Genomic DNA, 16,362 nt, shown 5'->3' with positions numbered 1-16,362 from the left:
ACTATCCACTTCCATCAAATGAAAAAGACAGCGCAACTGTTTTGCAAAAGTAACTTCTTGTCTGGATTTGCAAATTTAAAATCCAGTGCTGCCATAACAAAAGCAGAACTTACTTTTTCAATTCAGGATAATGCGTTGGTTGATTCGGTGCAGGTATGTTATTCTTTCCGCACCCATTTAATCAGCTGGATAATCGGCAGGCTCGAAAACGCATACAAATATACTGTGCCCAGCTGCGCCGGGTTCAACATCTCCACCTTGAACACCGTTTCCGAACCCGGCACCGTAAGTACCGCTGTTATCAGAGCGGCCCCAAGAAGAAAGGCACCCAACAGCCACTTATTGTTGAAGAACCTTTTCGTAAAAATCACCGGCCGATCCGATTTGCAGTTGAAGCCGTGGAACAAGCGGGCCAGACAAAGGGTTCCGAACGCATAGGTACTTCCCAGCAGTGCGCCGTTCTGATGGTAACCGGTCAAGAACGCAATCATGGTCATGGTTCCGATGACCAATCCGTCCACCGCGATTTTACTCAGAAACTTCCCGGTCAGAATCGATTCCTTTGCCGCCCTTGGCTTGTCCTTCATCACTTCACTGTCGGAAGGCTCCACTCCCAGCGCGATGGCCGGAAGACTGTCGGTGAGAAGGTTGATGAACAGCAGATGTACCGGTACAAAGGGAACCGGCAGTCCGGTCACCGATGCGGAGAGAACCGCAAGAATTGCCCCGAAGTTTCCTGACAACAGGAACTGAATGGCATTTTTGATATTCTTGTACAGATTCCGTCCATTTGCTACCGCTTTCACGATTGTTGCAAAGTTGTCGTCGGTGAGAACCATGGCAGCGGCATCTTTTGCCACCTCCGTTCCGGTCACGCCCATGGCAACCCCGATATCCGCCTGTTTCAGTGCGGGTGCATCGTTCACGCCATCTCCCGTCATCGCCACAATCATGCCTCGTTCCTGCCATGCCCGCACAATCCGAATTTTGTGCTCCGGAGATACTCTGGCATATACGGAAATTCCGGTAACAAAATCTCTCAGCTCTTCATCACTCATATCCTCGATGTCCGCGCCTTCACAGGCTTCGGAAAGATCCTGCAGAATGCCGATTCTTTTGGCGATGGCCGCGGCGGTAATCTTGTGATCTCCGGTAATCATCACCGGCCGAATTCCTGCTTTTATACATTCCGCCACGGCATCCTTGGACTCTTCCCTCGGCGGATCCATCATGGCAATCAGCCCCAGGAACACCAGATGATTTTCATCTTCCGGAGTCATCGTATGCCCCTCCGGGACCTGACGGTAAGTGAACGCCAGCACCCGCAATCCTTCCATGGAAAAAACTCGGTTCTGCTGCCGAATCATTCTTTTATCCTCATCGGTAATCTCCCGAAGTCCTTCGGTTGTCTGAATATGTTCCGACAACTCCAGCAGTCGGTCCACGGCGCCCTTTACGATCATGCGATTCTCACCATCGATGGAATGAAGGGTCGACATCATTTTGCGGTCGCTGTCAAAAGGAAGTTCGTCCGTTCTCGGGTAATCCGACCGTACCGCCGCCGCTTCAATGCCGTATCGGCTGCCCAGATTGATCAGCGCCGTCTCCGTCGGGTCCCCGATTTCCACCCCATTCTCGTTGGTGGAATCATTACACAGAATGCTGTAATCCATCAGACATCGCTGTGCCGGATCGTCCACATCTATTTCGGCTGCCGGAATTCTCTTCCCCTCCACGTAGTAATCTTCCACTGTCATTTTGTTCTGCGTCAAGGTTCCGGTTTTGTCCGAACATATTACAGATACGCTGCCCAGTCCTTCCACCGCCTGGAGCTTGCGGATTATCGCGTGCTCCTTCGCCATTTTCTGTGTCCCAAAAGAAAGTACGATTGTCACAATCGAGCTGAGGGCTTCCGGGATTGCCGCAACTGCAAGCGCCACGGCAAACATGAACGCGCTGCCGATGTTCTCTCCGCGAAAAACATTGATGGCGAACAGAATCCCGCAGAATACCAAAATCAGCACGGACAGTTTCTTGCCGAAGTCCTCCAGGTTTGCCTGAAGCGGGGTCTGTTTCTCCGAAGTCGACTTCAGAAGTCCGGCAATTCTACCCACCTCCGTTTCCATTCCAATATCCGTTACCACCGCTTTCCCGCGCCCATAGGTGACGAAGCTTCCGGAGAACAGCATGTTGGTTCGGTCGCCCAGAGGCACATCTTCTGAAATCGCCGAAATGCTTTTTTCCACCGCAAGGCTTTCTCCGGTAAGCGCACTCTCATTAATCTTGAGACTTGCATTTTCAATCAGCCTTCCGTCTGCCGGAACCATATCCCCCGCTTCCAGCAGGATGACATCTCCCACCACAAGCTCTCTCGCAGGGATTATAATAGCGGCACCATCCCGCAGCACCTTTGCTTCCGGTCCGGAAAGGTTTTTCAAGCTCTGCAGCGACTGTTCCGCCTTTACCGTCTGCACCGTTCCCAGAATGGCATTAATGGTAATGACAATGATGATGACCGCCGAACTTTCCGCATCTCCCAGAATACCGGATATGATTGCCGATGCAATGAGAATCAGCACCAGAAAATCCTTATATTGTTCCAGAAAAATTTGCGGAATTCTCTTTTTCTTTCCTTCTACAAGTTCATTCCAACCACACCGTTCTCTGGATTTTTCCACTTCTTCTCCGGTGAGACCGGTTCCCCTGCTGTTTACGCGTTCAAGAACCGTCTTCGCCGTCTCCTGATAGTATTTTTTCATAATTTTGCCTCCTCTTTTCCAAGAATTCACGGACTGAATTTCCCGCGCAGCGGAGCGAATCTTCTGTAAAATGATATAAAAAAAGAAACCTCTACTGCACAACAAAGAATGCAATAAAAGTCTCACCAATTCCTTGAGGCACCGGATGCTTCCATCGTACTGACGACGCCACAAACGCAAACATATACGTAGGTTACTCCCCTTTATTATTAGCGCAATTATATATTCTCTTTACCGAATCTGTCAAGTACCCTTTGCAAAAAAACGGATTGCAACGGCAACCCGGTCATAGGTTCAACATTCCACGGCGACTTTAATCACACCATCCCGTTTATTCTCGAACAACTCATAGGCCTCATCAATCCGGCGAAAAGGAAACGGGGACTCTACCGAAGCAGAATCCCCATCTCAATTTAAGAACGCTTTCTTATATGAAGGTACTTATTTAAAATATCAGTCTTCGTTCCGACCGATTAGCCCAGCAGCAGCAAACTGAATACCAGTGTGAAGAGGGCTACGGTCTCGATAACACCGATAACGATGAAGTAGTTCGCAGTACCCTTTCCGGTTGCACCCAGTGCATCTGCAGCTGCAGCGGCGCATCTGCCCTGGAACAGAGCGGACATACCGATTGCCAGTCCACCAAATACGCCAACCCAGAGAGCCAGGGAAGGATCGCAGTTAGCACTCTTAATGAAGTTCATCAGAAGGAACCCGTAGATAGTCTGTGTCAGAGGCGCACCGGCGAATGCGATCATAATGAACGGAGCCTGCTTGCCACTTGCGTAGCACTTCTTCCATGCTCCTACGGAAGACATACCTGCAAAACCTGTACCGAATGCGGATCCAGCTGCGGAAAGACCAAGGGCTGCTGCCATACCAAGAAATGCGATGTTCATAATAATTCTCCTTTTCTAAATTACATCAGAATCATTTATAATTTACATTTAGAATCTTTATTTGATGACCTTTTTGTTTTTCTTAAAAGGTTCATATGGAATACCTGTCCACTCCAGGCCAACCTGGCCGGAGAACTCCAATACGTTCAGACGAACGCCGTGAACGACAACGGACAGGAAACACATTACGATGTTCAACGCGTGTCCGATAAAGAATACCAGCGCGCCGACAATCACCAGCGGTCCGCCGAAGCCGGCCGCAATACCGTCAAAGCTCTGAGAAATAGCCAGTCCGGCCATTCCTACTGCGAAGAGTCGGATATAACTCATGATGTTTCCGAAACAACTGATGGTGTCCAGGAATACGGTGAAGATGTCCGAAAGTCCGGACTTCAGTCCCTGTCCAAAGGTCTTGTCCGGGGACATTCCGCCGAACAGAACAACCATTGCAAAGGCCACGCCAACACCGACTGCTACCGGTGTCATGGTAATCTTCTCTCCGATAACCAGGTTCAGACAGAGCATGTACAGCGATACAATCGCAATCAGCCATCCAAGGTCTGCCAGCCAGCTCAGGTTCTTCTCAGAAATCTTCTTCTTCACGGAAATCAAGCTTCCCAGGCACATCTGAATCGCACCCACCGAGAACGAGAATTTCATTATCATGTTCTGCTGGGTGGAAGCGCTTACGTTGAAGTACTCCGGATAACTTGCCATGCTTGGAATTACCAAGGATTTCAAGAACGGAACCTTCATCGCACTTTCCAGACCGAACCAGGTGCCGGTGATTGCACCCCAGACGATAGTTGCAAAAGAAAGTACAAACAGCAGATAGGTTGTCGTATTCTTTTTCTTCGTCTTCGCAACGTATCCGATGGTACCAATGAGAATCAGCACACCGTACGCGCCGTCGCCCAGAATCATTGCAAAGAACAATGTGAAGAACAACAGGAACCACATCGAGATATCGCTTTCTCGGTATCCCGGCAGAATTCCCAGGATGTTGTACAGCGGTTCAATCAGACCGGAAACCTTGCCGAATTTCAGCTTGGTCGGAATCTTCTCATCATCGGCATCCACGCTCTCAATCGCATATGCCCAACCGTTCTCTGCAGCGGAAGCTTTGAACTCATCCACATCTGCTTCCGGCACATATCCGGACAGCCACACGAAACGATCGTCGCTTCCGGCTGTCTGGCTGGCAGAAGAGTAATTCGCCTCGTTCTGTGCTACCAGCATTGCGGCATTAAAGCTGTCCATGTGCAGCGCCGCTTCCTTCAGTGTCTCCACGCTCTTGTCAATGCCGGCCTGACAATCCGCTTCCGCAGCAGCGAGCTCTTTCGCTCCCTTTTCCGGAAGATTGAACTCACTTGCAGCGAACTCCGGTGGAAGCGTTCCGATGGAAGCAATCAGCACTTCCTTCTTGATGTCCTTCAGGTGAATCACCTGACGTTCTTCATCTGCCGCCAGGGCCGCATAGGTGCTCGCCGGTACGCGGTAAAAATAAAGATCGTATTTGCGGTCCTTCAGCAGTTCAAGATCTTCCGAGGTAATATCCCCCCAAGGAGAAACCCTCTCGATTTCTGCGTGCAGAACCGACAGTTCTTGCTCAAGAGCTGCCTTCCTTTCAACGGCTCCCTTTACCTCACCGTAGAACTTCTCGAACTCCTCACCCTGAAGCAGCGGCTTCGCCGGTCGGTTCTTCTGTTCTTTTTTGTCCGGGAGATATTCCGCAAGGGATGCGGTCAATCTGGACAGTTCGGTGAACTTCTCTGTCACGGCATGAACCGCGCCCTTCTTCTCAGCGATATGCAGAACGCCGAGCTTTTCAAGCCCATCGAGCATCTCTTTCTTCCGTGAAAGCGATGACACGACGTAGACCATTTTCATTTTCTCTATCATTGTGCCGCCTCCACCAATTTTTTCTTTGAAATCTTTCCGCGAACAACCGCCGCTGTCTGCTGGTCGCCCAGGTATACCCCGATTACGCGGATGTTTTCCTTGGCTTCCGGAATCTTAACCTTCTCGAACAGGTTTACTCTCTGTGATGTGGACCGAAGTTCTTTTTCCAGAAGTGCTTCCTGCTTTCGAAGGGTGGAAACCAGTGCATCCAATCGCGCGATTTCGCGTAGTTTTACCAGTGCAGTATCAACCCACAGAGGATAGTCATCTACATCGTACTCAACATCCTTGAATTTCAGCTCCTCGAATTTCGGAACCGTAACTCCGGCAATGTTTTCGTCTCTGCAGATCACCGTCTCTGGCTGAACAAGTGTGTCAATACTCTTGTCCTCGTCGAAGATCGCATTTTCTGCAAATACAGCTACCCAATCGTCGAGATTACCAATCATCTGAACACGTTCAGCTTCCTTCTGTGCCAATTCAGCTCTCGTTGTCATGATTACCTGCTGAAGCTGTTGTTTCTTAAGCTGCAGGGTTGGCAAATAGCGCTGATACTGTTTCAGAAGGTCCTTCTGCACTTTCTGTTCATTTTTAGTAAGTTTGATAGCCACTGTCTGCTCCTTTTAGTCCAGTGCTTCTTTCTTTGGCCATCTTTCCTTAACCAGACTTGTCTTGAGACCGGTTTCATTCGGCTCAAAGCATTCTGCAAGAATTTCCCAGCCAAGATCGAGCGCATCTTCAAGAGGAATATTTACACTAAGATCCATCAGCTTCTCTTCGAAAAGTTTTCCGAATTTCAGAAGCTTATCGTCCCATTCAGTCATAAGGAATCCCATGGATTTCTTTTCCAAGCTCTCCTTGTACTGTGCATACAGCTTAATCATTCCGTCCATTACAGCACGATGGTCATCTCTTGTCTTTCCGTTTACGTTCTGCTTCAGTCTTGAAAGCGAACCGAATGGCTCAATGTGTCCATTCTTCAGATAGTACTGACCCTCTGTAATATATCCGGTATTATCCGGAACCGGGTGAGTGACATCATCGCCCGGCATTGTGGTTACGCCGAGGATGGTAATGGATCCGGCACCTTCAATGTCCACAGCCTTTTCATAACGAGAAGCAAGACTGGAGTAAAGATCTCCCGGATATCCACGGTTGGATGGTACCTGCTCCATCGTAATCGCCATTTCCTTCTGGGCATCGGCGAAGTTGGTCATATCGGTAAGCAGTACCAGAACTCTCTTTCCTTCCAGCGCGAACTGCTCTGCAACCGCCAGAGCCAGGTCCGGTACCAGAGTACATTCTACGATTGGGTCGGATGCGGTGTGGATGAACATTACGGTATGTCCCATTACGCCGCCCTTCTCCAGGGTATCTCTGAAAGTCAGGTAGTCATCGTACTTCAGTCCCATTCCTCCCAGGATGATGACATCAACCTCTGCCTGAAGAGCGATTCTTGCCAGCAGCTGGTTGTATGGTTCACCGGAAATGGAGAAGATTGGGAGCTTCTGGCTCTCAACCAGAGTATTGAACAGGTCAATCATCGGAATACCGGTACGAATCATTTTGTTCGGGAGAATACGCTTCGACGGGTTAAAAGAAGGTCCGCCGATTGGAATCATGTTCTCCGTCAGAGCCGGGCCATTGTCTCTTGGCACGCCGGCACCGTCAAAGATTCTTCCCAGAAGATTATCCGAGAAGGATACCATCATTGGCTTTCCGAGGAAACGAACCTCATCGCTGGTTCCGACACCCTGAGCACCCGCAAATACCTGCAGGGACACCAAGTCCTTATCCAGCTTAATTACTGTCGCATAACTGTCACCAACAAGAGCCAGGTCTCCGTATTTAACACCTTCCGCTCTTACTGTAACTACGTTACCGACAATAGATTCAATTTTCGTATATACTTTCTGCATCTTATTGCCTCCTAGTTAACCGCTTTAGCGAGGTAGAAATCTGAAACCTTCTGCTTCTGTGCCTCGAATTCCGGTGTACCGAAGACGGTTCCATGCCAGTCAAGGAATTCCTGTCTAAGCTGATTGAAGAAAGATCTGATTTCCTTCTTATCCTGCAAATCATAGGTTTTATTAATTACGTCGTACATCACGTCGAACTCGATACGCTGTCTCTCCGGAGAGCATGCTGCGTCGATTTCATCGAAGGAGTTCTGCTGGAGGTATACTGCATCCAACAGCTCGCCTTTCTGATAGAATGTGTAATCCTCTGAGGATGTACCTTCTTCGCCGACAACCTTCATCATCTGGTTAACTTCTACGCTCTTTCTGAGAATGGAGCGTGCCTTCTCTACTCGATCCATATCGACAACACCGGTATACTTGGACCAAGAATCGATTGGGTGAATTGCCGGGTATTTACGTGCATCGGAACGCTCTCTTGTCAGACCGTGGAATGCACCGACTACCTTCAGCGTCGCCTGCGTTACCGGTTCTTCGAAGTTACCGCCGGCCGGGGATACCGAACCGCCGATTGTAACGGAAGCAATTCGTCCGTCGTTCAGTCTTACTTTTCCGGCTCTCTCATAGAATGCCGCAATGGTGGACTCCAGATATGCCGGGAATGCTTCCTCGCCCGGGATTTCTTCCAGACGTCCGGACATTTCTCTCATTGCCTGTGCCCAACGGCTGGTGGAGTCGGCCAGGAGCAGTACGTCCAGGCCCATCTGTCTGTAATACTCTGCGAGGGTTACTGCGGTATAGCAAGAAGCCTCTCTGGCTGCTACCGGCATGGAGGACGTGTTACAAATGATAATCGTTCTCTCCATCATGGAACGACCGGTCTTCGGGTCTTCCAGTTCCGGGAATTCCTTCAGAATTTCTACAACCTCGCCGGCACGCTCTCCGCAGGCTGCCACGATAACGACGTCCGCTTCACCGTTCTTCGCCTCACTGTGCTGAAGTACGGTCTTTCCTGCACCGAACGGTCCCGGAATACAGAATGTTCCGCCCTTTGCAACCGGCAGGAATGTATCAATTGCACGGAGCTGAGTTACCAGCGGTTCATCCGGACGAAGTCTTTCCTTGTAGCACTTGTTTGCCTGCTTAATCGGCTGTGTAATAACCATGCTCAGGTTCATCTCTTCACCCTTGCTGTTTTCGATCACACAGATTGTTGAACGAACGTGGTGCATGCCCGGTTCAACGATGGATTTCACCTTCCAATCAGTTCCCTTCAGCGTGAACGGTACCATAATCTGGTTGGTGAACTGGAATTCCGGTACGCTGCCGATAATGCTTCCGGCTTCTACCGAATCACCTACCTTTACGCAAGGAGTAAAGTCCCATTCTCTGTCCGGAATCGGATCGAGGTACACCCCTCTTTCCAGGAAAAAGCCACACTTTTCCGCCAGTTCCGGAAGCGGATTCTGAAGACCATCGAATACCTGTGTCAAGAGTCCCGGTCCCAGCTCAACGCTCATCAGCTCCCCTGTAAACTCTACAGGATCGCCAACCTTGATACCATTGGACATCTCGTAAATCTGCATGCTGGCAATTCCGTTATTAACACGAATAACCTCACCCTTCAGACGCTTTCCGTCAACGAGGATGTACGCTACTTCGTTTTTACGCACGGCACTTTCAAACTTTACGTTTGCAAGGTTGCCGTTAATGCCAGTCACATAACCTGTTACTGTTTCCATTTGCATATCTCCTGTTATAAGTTATAAACGCTATGTTGTACATTATCGAAGAGACGTTTGAATTCCGCCTCTCCCTTTTCCTTAACAAAGCAACTCTGGCGTTCCAACAATTTTAATTTGATCGCATATCCGAACAAGCACACGTCATCAAAAAAGTGACCGCCGGTGTAGTAATCCAACGCTTCGAACTGGCGCACCAGAAGAAGCTTCTCTGCTTCCAGCGGATTTTTGGCGGTGATTGCAGCCTGTGCAATTTGTGTACTCTCCGGATTCTTCTCATATTCAGCCTGATAGGACTTTCCAAGAGCGGCACTTCGCTGCGCGTTCAGCTCCCTGAACAGACCCGTATAGAATCCGGACCATTTTTTAAGGAGCGGACCCTCTGTAGAATCGAGAGTCAGATTTTTCAAACGCTCCAAGGTCTTGTCACTTACGTTGTCCTCACACATTGCGATGAATTCATCGTAGGTGATTGGCATCTCTTCATTCGCAGAAAGTTCCGGCAGGCTTGAAATTAAGTAGTAATACGAAGCCATACTCTACCTCCCGGTTCTTAGAAATCCATCTCTCTGAAGTAAGGCATCAAAAGCTGCATAATCTCCTCATCGGTGCAATCGAAGTAACCGGAACCGTCCTTTGCGGCAAGCTTGAATCCGGAAGTAACTCCCTTTCCAACCTTGACCTCAAGGCCATTCTGGATTTCCTCCGCAAGCGCAGCCTTCAATTCATCGGTGACTTCTGCCACTTCTGCTGCATACTGAGACATATCCTCACCATTGACAACGGCTTTAATCAGCTTACCCAGAGCTTCTCCCTTCAGGTCCTCACGAACCTTTGCCTCCAGGATTCTGCCAACTTCACCCAATACTTCCTTCTTAAAGGAAATCAGGGCATCTCTCTTTGCCTGCTCGGCATTCTCGATGGCACCCTCTCTGAGTGTTTCAATTTCTCTTGTAGCAGCTTCCTTTGTTGTCTTGGCCTCTGCATTTGCATTGGAAATAATCTCCTCCGCCTTTTGTTTGGCTTCAGCGATAATCTTCTCTGCCTGCTCATTGGCTGCATCGACACCCTCTTTACGGATGGATGAAACCAAATCGTGAATCTGCAATTCCATAGACTGTTAACCTCCTGTTCTATGCGCATTCCACGTTTTCCGATATCTGTAGAACCAAATGCCTGAAAACAATACTTATGCATAACATTTTTAATGATTATAGCACCAATTAATATCCTCGTCAAAAGAATGAACCCCTCGAAAAACAGATAGTTTGTTAAATAATTATTACACTTATATTAATTAAAATCCGCTTTATTATTAATAATTTTTATACCTGGTTTTATATTCGTTTAAAAATCGGTCGCCGTGCTTTTTTCATTTTTCATATTCTTCACACGTTGTTCACACCGGCAGAAATCTTTTTATACTTACACATATATAGTTAATTTATTATCCATTTTGCACCGAAAAATTACTACATGTTTAAAAAAGGATACAAAGAATTTAAAAACATGACACTTTTATAATTAACTTGACAAATACGAATAATAAAATACTTTTACTTCACATTTTCAAATTTATAAAACCATAAAAAATCTCACCACCGGACGTTTCCGATGATGAGAATTTTTTATTACGCCATGCAAAGATATGTGAAGTATCCCGCATAGCACAACATCATCGCAATGCCGCAGGGTCTTCTCAATTCTTTGTGTTTTACGGTGCCGGCCCACAGAACCACACCGGCCAGAATCGCAATCAAGGTATCGATTCCGAACTTGCTTTCAAACGGAACCGGACAGATCAGCGCGGTTGTGCCGATGACGAACAGAATGTTGAATATATTGCTGCCCACGATATTTCCGATGGCAATTCCCGCATTTCCTCTTCTCGCCGCGGTCACGGAAGTTACCAGTTCCGGAAGGGACGTTCCCAGCGCTACGATGGTCAATCCAATGAAACGCTCGCTCATTCCGAAATACCGGGCAATCTCGGACGCCCCGCTGACGGCAAAATCACTTCCTTTTACAACCAGAATTCCGCCGACTACCATCAGCAGAAGACATTTCCATACCGGGTGAATGGGAGTATCGCCATCCTCTTCATCGGTGCCTTTTTTTGCCATGACGAACAGGTACCCTAGATATGCGATAAACAGTGCCCACAGCACGACGCCCTCTGCGAAGGTGACGGTTCCGCCGGTCATTCCGCAGATTAGCATAACTACGGTGATGGCCATCATGAACGGCATCTCATATTTCAGGGTGGATTTCTGCACCGTCACATTGGTAATCAGCGCTGTAACTCCCAGAATAATAAATACGTTCATAATGTTGCTTCCTACCACGTTCCCGATGGTGATGCCGGCATTTTGCTTCAGTGCCGCAGTAATGCTCACCGCCGCTTCCGGCATGCTGGTGCCCATGGCCACAATGGTCAGACCGATGATCAGCTGAGGAATTCCCAGCCTCTTCGCAATGCTGGCCGATCCTTCCACGAACCAATCGGCGCCTTTTACCAGAAAAACAAATCCGACGATCAAAACACCCGCCTGTAATAACATTTTTTCTACCTCGCTTTCCTTATTCCCTTGCAGTAGGCAATAAGCATAAAAAAAAAGAGACTCCTACTGCATCTAACAGTAAAAGTCTCGCTATTTAATCACTTTCCGAGTTATTATCAAATAACTGTACTGACGAAAAAGTGAACACTTTCGGCTAGCTACTCCCTTTTAGCTTTAGTATTCTACCAAATTTTCGTTTTGCTTTCAATATGCTTTACGAATTTTTTGCAATCCGCTGGGGATGCGCTAGATTAAATTCTCCTGCTCCAGGAACGCTCTGGCCACGTCCTTCGGCTCCTTTCCCTGCACATCTACCTGATAGTTCAGCTTCATCATCACCTCGTCGGTGAGCTTCGGCGCCAGCTCGTCCACCACCCGCTGCAGTTCCGGATATTTTTTCAGGGTATCGGAATTGAAACACGGAACCGCATAGTACGGCGGGAACACGTGGTCTTCATCCTTCAGCACCTTCAGATGGTATTTCATCAGCATTCCATCCGTTGCAAAGGCGTCGATTACATCCACTTCCTTATTGTCCAGTGCCACAAAACGCGGCGAACCGTCCATCGCCGATATCTTTTTGAACTTCAGGCTCGGATACGCCTTTTTCAGTGCATCGATGCAGTCGTGACGGTTCTGGAATTCCAGGGTGCACCCCAGATGGAGCTGGGAGGATTTCCGCACCAAGTCTCGGATGGTCTCCAGATTGTACTTCTTGGCAATTTGTTTGCTCACCGCCAAGGTATATGTATTGTTGAACGCGCACTGCTGGGTCAGGGAGATATTCTTCTTTTTCATCTCCTTGACGCAGGTGTTGTACACGCCTTCCATATCGTCGGTGCCGTCATGCTTCAGCACGCTTCCGTACAGGGTGCCGGTATAATCCACGTACATATCGATATCGCCCTTCTTCAGCGCCTGGTAGCACACTTGGCTTCCTCCCAGGTTTTCCTTCCGCACGCAGTGGATATCGGTATGCGCCTCGATATAGTCGGAGTAGAGGTTTACCAGAATGAGCTGCTCGGTAAAATCCTTGCCGCCCACGGTAATTTCTTTTTCCCGTCCCGCGAGCCGGCTGTTCACCGCTCCGCCCACGATGATGGCACAGATGAGGACCACCGCGGTCCCCAGAGTCAGCTTTTCCCGTCTGCGCTTCCGCTTCATTTGCTTCCGAGAGAGACCGCCGCTCTTCTGCAGGCTGATCGGTGTCACCAGCTTCTCTACCAGGCCCATCAGGAAATCCACCAGCAACGCCAGAATGCACGCCGGAATCGCTCCCGCCAGGATCTGGTAGTTATTGGTGGTTCGGATTCCCGCAAAAACAAGATACCCCAAGCCGCCGGCTCCGATAAATGCCGCCATGGTCATGAGGCCCACTGCGGTCACCGCCGAAATCCGCACGCCGGCCATAATCACCGGCAGTGCCATCGGGATTTTCACTTTGGTAAGGACCTGCCTCGGCGTCAGCCCGATTCCGTTGGCCGCCTCCACCATAAGGGGATCGATTCCGGAAATTCCGGTATAGGTGTTCTTCACGATTGGCAACAGCGAGTAGATAATCACCATAACGATGGCCGGCAGCACGCCGATGCCCAGCAGTGGAATTGCCAGGCCCAACAGGGCCATGCTCGGAATCGCCTGCACTACGTTGGCCAGACCCAGCACCGGCTTGTCCAGCTTTCGAACATAGCTGATCAGGATTCCAAGCGGCACGCCAATCAGGACGGCGATGCATACCGCAATTGCAGTCATTTCAATGTGCTCTAACGTTAACTTCCAAATTTGAGACGAATGGGCCCCGAAGTATTCGAACATCTTAATCATTGCCACGCACCTCCTCCGTCATATCCTCCAGATACTGGCGGCTCAGCGTCGAAACCAGATTACTGTTGGTCAGGAGTCCCACAACCCTGCCCAGGGCGTCCACCACCGGCACGTTGCTGGCATCCGTCCGGTCGATCATCTTCAGTACATCCAGAATGCTGTCTTCCGGATGAGCTGTGCATTTCGGCGGCAGCATAATCTCCCCCGCCGGCTTGTCCGGCCGGTGGTTGGCGTACAGGGATTTCCGGTTCACGATGCCCAGCAGCTGTCCTTCTTTTCCGGTCACCAGCAGCGTATCCACGTGCCGCATCGTCAGCTTGGTGATGCATCGCTCCGCGGAAAGGGAGGCATCGCAGGTCACCGGATGCCGAATCATAAAATCTTCCACCCGAATGAACTTCGGCGACCCCCAGATTCGGTTCGCGCCCACGAAGTTCGCCACAAAATCATTCGCCGGACGTCGCAGAATTTCTTCCGGCGTATCGTACTGCAGAATGCGGCCGTCCTTCATGATGCAGATTCGATCTGCAATCTTTATCGCCTCGTCCATATCGTGGGTGACGAAAATCATGGTCTTTCCCATCTTTCGATGGAGGTCGGACAGCTCATCCTGCAAGGAACTTCTGGTCAGCGGATCCAGAGCGGAAAAAGGCTCATCCAGAAGCACGTAATCCGGGTCGTTGGCCAGGGCACGGATGACGCCGATTCGCTGCTGCTGCCCGCCGGACAGCTCGCTGGGATATCGGTCCAGGAATTTTCCCGCATCCATATCCACCATCTCCATCAGCCGCTCCGTGTTCTTCAGAATCTGATACTCATCCTTCCCTTCCAGCTTCTCGATGATTTCGATATTCTGCCGTATGGTCATATGGGGAAACAGTCCGCCCTGCTGGATTACGTATCCCATATTTCGGCGCAACTTCACCTTGTCGATGGATTCGATATCCTCTCCATCGATGAGAATCCGGCCGCCGGTGGCGGGAATCAGCCGGTTAATCATTTTCAGCGTGGTCGTCTTTCCGCATCCGCTGGGACCGATCAGCACCGTCAGCTCCCCGTCCCGAAAATCCATGGAAATTCCGTCCAGAACCACGTTGTTCTTAAACGCTTTCGTTACATCTATCAGTTGAATCATAATCTCATCTCCTTGTCGGGTGCATCGCACCGGCAAAAGTAATGACGTAATTGGATCCCCAAACTTATATAGCAATGCAACTATATACATTTATTTGTAAATTTTATCATTCCCTTTTGTGCGTTGAGTGAACGTATGTCGGTTCTCTGTGTAGGGTTATGCAAAGAATCCATCACGTAAACGGCACGTAATAAGAAAAAAGGCACCTCCGAAGAGATGCCTTTCCTGCTCAATGAATCTCAGAACTTACACTTTATTCCAGTTTGATAAGCGCGTCAACAATGCGATTCTCCAGTTTTTTCTGATCCGAAGCCGAAAGCGCATCGGATGTTCTAATCACAAGTGTTCCTACCACTCTGTGGGAACCCGGCGAAAGCATGCCCGCTCCATCAAATCCGGAAAGATACGCATCCCTTGCTTCTGCATCCTTAACAGTATGGAAGGCCTCGATTACCGCGCCGCCTTCCGTGCCGGCTTCTACCGGAGACTCTCCCTCATCATAGCTGTCGTCAATCAGTGATGATTTCATCGCCACATATGCGTAATATCCGCCTTTCTTATTCATGAGTGTATTCGCATCTGTTTTTTCCGTGGCCGCTTCCACCGCTGTAATACTTTTGACGGTCTTCGCTCTCTCCACCAGGAATTTTTCTTTCGGTTCGGTTACCTGCTTTTGCTGCTTCACGCTGTCTTGATAGGCTTTGATTGCGTTATCGATATCCTTCTTTACTTTCTTATACGCATCGTCATCCTCTGCCTCTTCGCTGGTTTTCACCGCCTTTTCAAGCGCTGTTTCCGTTTCCGCATCAAATGGTTCTGCATCTTTCTCCAGCAATTCGTTTGCCGTATCCACACTCTCATCCATCGCCTTTTTGGCCTCAGAGGCGCATCCCGTAAAGGATATCACCATCATCAAACACAGCAGTAAAACCAAGTTTCTCAATGCAAACTTTTTCATCTTCTATCACCCCTTCGTTCATCAAATCGATCCAGAATCCCGAGCATATCTTTCGGCAACCGTTTCCGGCACTCACCTCTCATATTATCCGGGAGGCCGTAGAATGCTTCCGCAATGCTCGCGGCAATACAGGTTAAGGTATCGCAGTCACCACCCAGAGACACCGCCGTCCGGACTACATCCTCAAAATCCGTCCCTTCCATGAAAGCCGTCAATGCTTCCGGCACCGTTTCCTGACATGATTCGATGTGATGATATCCCGGTCTGATTTCGTCGCAGGTTCTGGAAAGATCATAATCAAATTCCTGAATGATATATTTCTTTATCTCCTCCTTGGAAGCTCCGTTTCGCGCCATAAAAATAGCCGACGCCACCGCTTCCGCACCCTTTATGCCTTCCGGATGATTATGAGTAACTTCTGCGGTCAGCCTTGCATATCTTCGGGTCTCTTCCAGACTGTTATACAACCAGCCCACCGATGAGACCCGCATTGCCGATCCATTCCCCCAACTGCCGTATGGCTGTGGGTTTTTCTTTGAAGATTCCTGCCAGAATTGCACCACTGTTCCAGTAAACGGGTACCGCAATTCCTGAGATATGGTACCGTTGTTCCTGCAACTGGATACCACATATATAAATCCTTAAAATGAATGTATGCATCTT

The 16,362-nt window shown here is 49.2% G+C and carries 14 protein-coding genes; all 14 read right to left on the bottom strand.

The annotated features are described in order from the left end of the window. Window positions 1-158: 158 nt before the first annotated feature. Window positions 159-2,759, bottom strand: coding sequence for a cation-translocating P-type ATPase (locus FYJ65_RS09030; RefSeq protein ID WP_154554996.1), 2,601 nt, complete (start codon window positions 2,757-2,759; stop codon window positions 159-161). A gap of 473 nt (window positions 2,760-3,232) precedes the next feature. Then, window positions 3,233-3,658 (bottom strand): V-type ATP synthase subunit K, encoded by a 426-nt coding sequence (locus FYJ65_RS09020; RefSeq protein ID WP_154554995.1) that lies wholly within the window; start codon window positions 3,656-3,658, stop codon window positions 3,233-3,235. 57 nt (window positions 3,659-3,715) lie between these two features. Next, on the bottom strand, window positions 3,716-5,560 hold the full coding sequence (locus FYJ65_RS09015; protein ID WP_154554994.1) for a V-type ATP synthase subunit I: 1,845 nt from the start codon (window positions 5,558-5,560) through the stop codon (window positions 3,716-3,718). After that, entirely contained in the window at window positions 5,557-6,171 is a 615-nt protein-coding gene (locus FYJ65_RS09010) for a V-type ATP synthase subunit D (RefSeq protein ID WP_277672323.1), read from the bottom strand. Before FYJ65_RS09010 ends, FYJ65_RS09015 begins: the two co-directional genes overlap by 4 nt. Window positions 6,172-6,183: 12 nt before the next feature. Beyond that, window positions 6,184-7,479, bottom strand: a complete 1,296-nt coding sequence (locus tag FYJ65_RS09005; RefSeq protein ID WP_154554993.1) for a V-type ATP synthase subunit B — start codon at window positions 7,477-7,479, stop codon at window positions 6,184-6,186. A gap of 11 nt (window positions 7,480-7,490) precedes the next feature. Next, window positions 7,491-9,221 (bottom strand): V-type ATP synthase subunit A, encoded by a 1,731-nt coding sequence (locus tag FYJ65_RS09000; RefSeq protein WP_154554992.1) that lies wholly within the window; start codon window positions 9,219-9,221, stop codon window positions 7,491-7,493. A 14-nt stretch (window positions 9,222-9,235) separates the two neighbouring features. Further along, the gene (locus FYJ65_RS08995) at window positions 9,236-9,757 is read right to left on the bottom strand and encodes a DUF2764 family protein (protein WP_154554991.1); all 522 of its coding nucleotides are present in this window, start codon (window positions 9,755-9,757) and stop codon (window positions 9,236-9,238) included. Window positions 9,758-9,774: 17 nt separating this feature from the next. Next, on the bottom strand, window positions 9,775-10,335 hold the full coding sequence (locus tag FYJ65_RS08990) for a hypothetical protein (protein ID WP_154554990.1): 561 nt from the start codon (window positions 10,333-10,335) through the stop codon (window positions 9,775-9,777). Between the two features lie 517 nt (window positions 10,336-10,852). Next, window positions 10,853-11,782: a calcium/sodium antiporter gene (locus FYJ65_RS08985; RefSeq protein WP_154554989.1), complete on the bottom strand. Its 930-nt coding sequence runs from the start codon at window positions 11,780-11,782 to the stop codon at window positions 10,853-10,855. 246 nt (window positions 11,783-12,028) lie between these two features. Continuing rightward, window positions 12,029-13,606: an ABC transporter permease/substrate-binding protein gene (locus FYJ65_RS08980; RefSeq protein ID WP_235898250.1), complete on the bottom strand. Its 1,578-nt coding sequence runs from the start codon at window positions 13,604-13,606 to the stop codon at window positions 12,029-12,031. Beyond that, window positions 13,599-14,741 carry a betaine/proline/choline family ABC transporter ATP-binding protein gene (locus FYJ65_RS08975; protein ID WP_154554988.1) on the bottom strand — a complete coding sequence of 381 codons (1,143 nt, stop codon included), beginning with the start codon at window positions 14,739-14,741 and terminating at the stop codon, window positions 13,599-13,601. The genes FYJ65_RS08980 and FYJ65_RS08975 overlap by 8 nt, the downstream gene beginning before the upstream one ends. Window positions 14,742-14,994: 253 nt before the next feature. Then, window positions 14,995-15,699 (bottom strand): hypothetical protein, encoded by a 705-nt coding sequence (locus FYJ65_RS08970; protein ID WP_154554987.1) that lies wholly within the window; start codon window positions 15,697-15,699, stop codon window positions 14,995-14,997. After that, window positions 15,696-16,190, bottom strand: a complete 495-nt coding sequence (locus FYJ65_RS08965; protein WP_235898249.1) for an ADP-ribosylglycohydrolase family protein — start codon at window positions 16,188-16,190, stop codon at window positions 15,696-15,698. The genes FYJ65_RS08970 and FYJ65_RS08965 overlap by 4 nt, the downstream gene beginning before the upstream one ends. Further along, window positions 16,159-16,362: hypothetical protein (locus tag FYJ65_RS09705; RefSeq protein WP_235898248.1), on the bottom strand; the 204-nt coding region annotated here is incomplete at its 5' end. The genes FYJ65_RS08965 and FYJ65_RS09705, both read right to left, overlap by 32 nt.

The organism is Mogibacterium kristiansenii (assembly GCF_009695905.1).
GTDB classification, from domain to species: Bacteria; Bacillota; Clostridia; order Peptostreptococcales; family Anaerovoracaceae; genus Mogibacterium_A; species Mogibacterium_A kristiansenii.
The sequence above is the reverse complement of the archived record's forward strand: the minus strand, read 5'-3'. Positions and strand labels throughout refer to the sequence as shown.

Coding starts and splice junctions, on each gene's coding strand:
- FYJ65_RS08995 (WP_154554991.1), bottom strand. CDS start 9,757: ATGGCTTCGTATTACTACTTAATTTCAAGCCTGCCGGAACTTTCTGCG.
- FYJ65_RS08970 (WP_154554987.1), bottom strand. CDS start 15,699: ATGAAAAAGTTTGCATTGAGAAACTTGGTTTTACTGCTGTGTTTGATG.
- FYJ65_RS08985 (WP_154554989.1), bottom strand. CDS start 11,782: ATGTTATTACAGGCGGGTGTTTTGATCGTCGGATTTGTTTTTCTGGTA.
- FYJ65_RS09000 (WP_154554992.1), bottom strand. CDS start 9,221: ATGGAAACAGTAACAGGTTATGTGACTGGCATTAACGGCAACCTTGCA.
- FYJ65_RS09015 (WP_154554994.1), bottom strand. CDS start 5,560: ATGATAGAGAAAATGAAAATGGTCTACGTCGTGTCATCGCTTTCACGG.
- FYJ65_RS08965 (WP_235898249.1), bottom strand. CDS start 16,190: ATGCGGGTCTCATCGGTGGGCTGGTTGTATAACAGTCTGGAAGAGACC.
- FYJ65_RS09030 (WP_154554996.1), bottom strand. CDS start 2,759: ATGAAAAAATACTATCAGGAGACGGCGAAGACGGTTCTTGAACGCGTA.
- FYJ65_RS09020 (WP_154554995.1), bottom strand. CDS start 3,658: ATGAACATCGCATTTCTTGGTATGGCAGCAGCCCTTGGTCTTTCCGCA.
- FYJ65_RS08990 (WP_154554990.1), bottom strand. CDS start 10,335: ATGGAATTGCAGATTCACGATTTGGTTTCATCCATCCGTAAAGAGGGT.
- FYJ65_RS09005 (WP_154554993.1), bottom strand. CDS start 7,479: ATGCAGAAAGTATATACGAAAATTGAATCTATTGTCGGTAACGTAGTT.
- FYJ65_RS08980 (WP_235898250.1), bottom strand. CDS start 13,606: ATGATTAAGATGTTCGAATACTTCGGGGCCCATTCGTCTCAAATTTGG.
- FYJ65_RS08975 (WP_154554988.1), bottom strand. CDS start 14,741: ATGATTCAACTGATAGATGTAACGAAAGCGTTTAAGAACAACGTGGTT.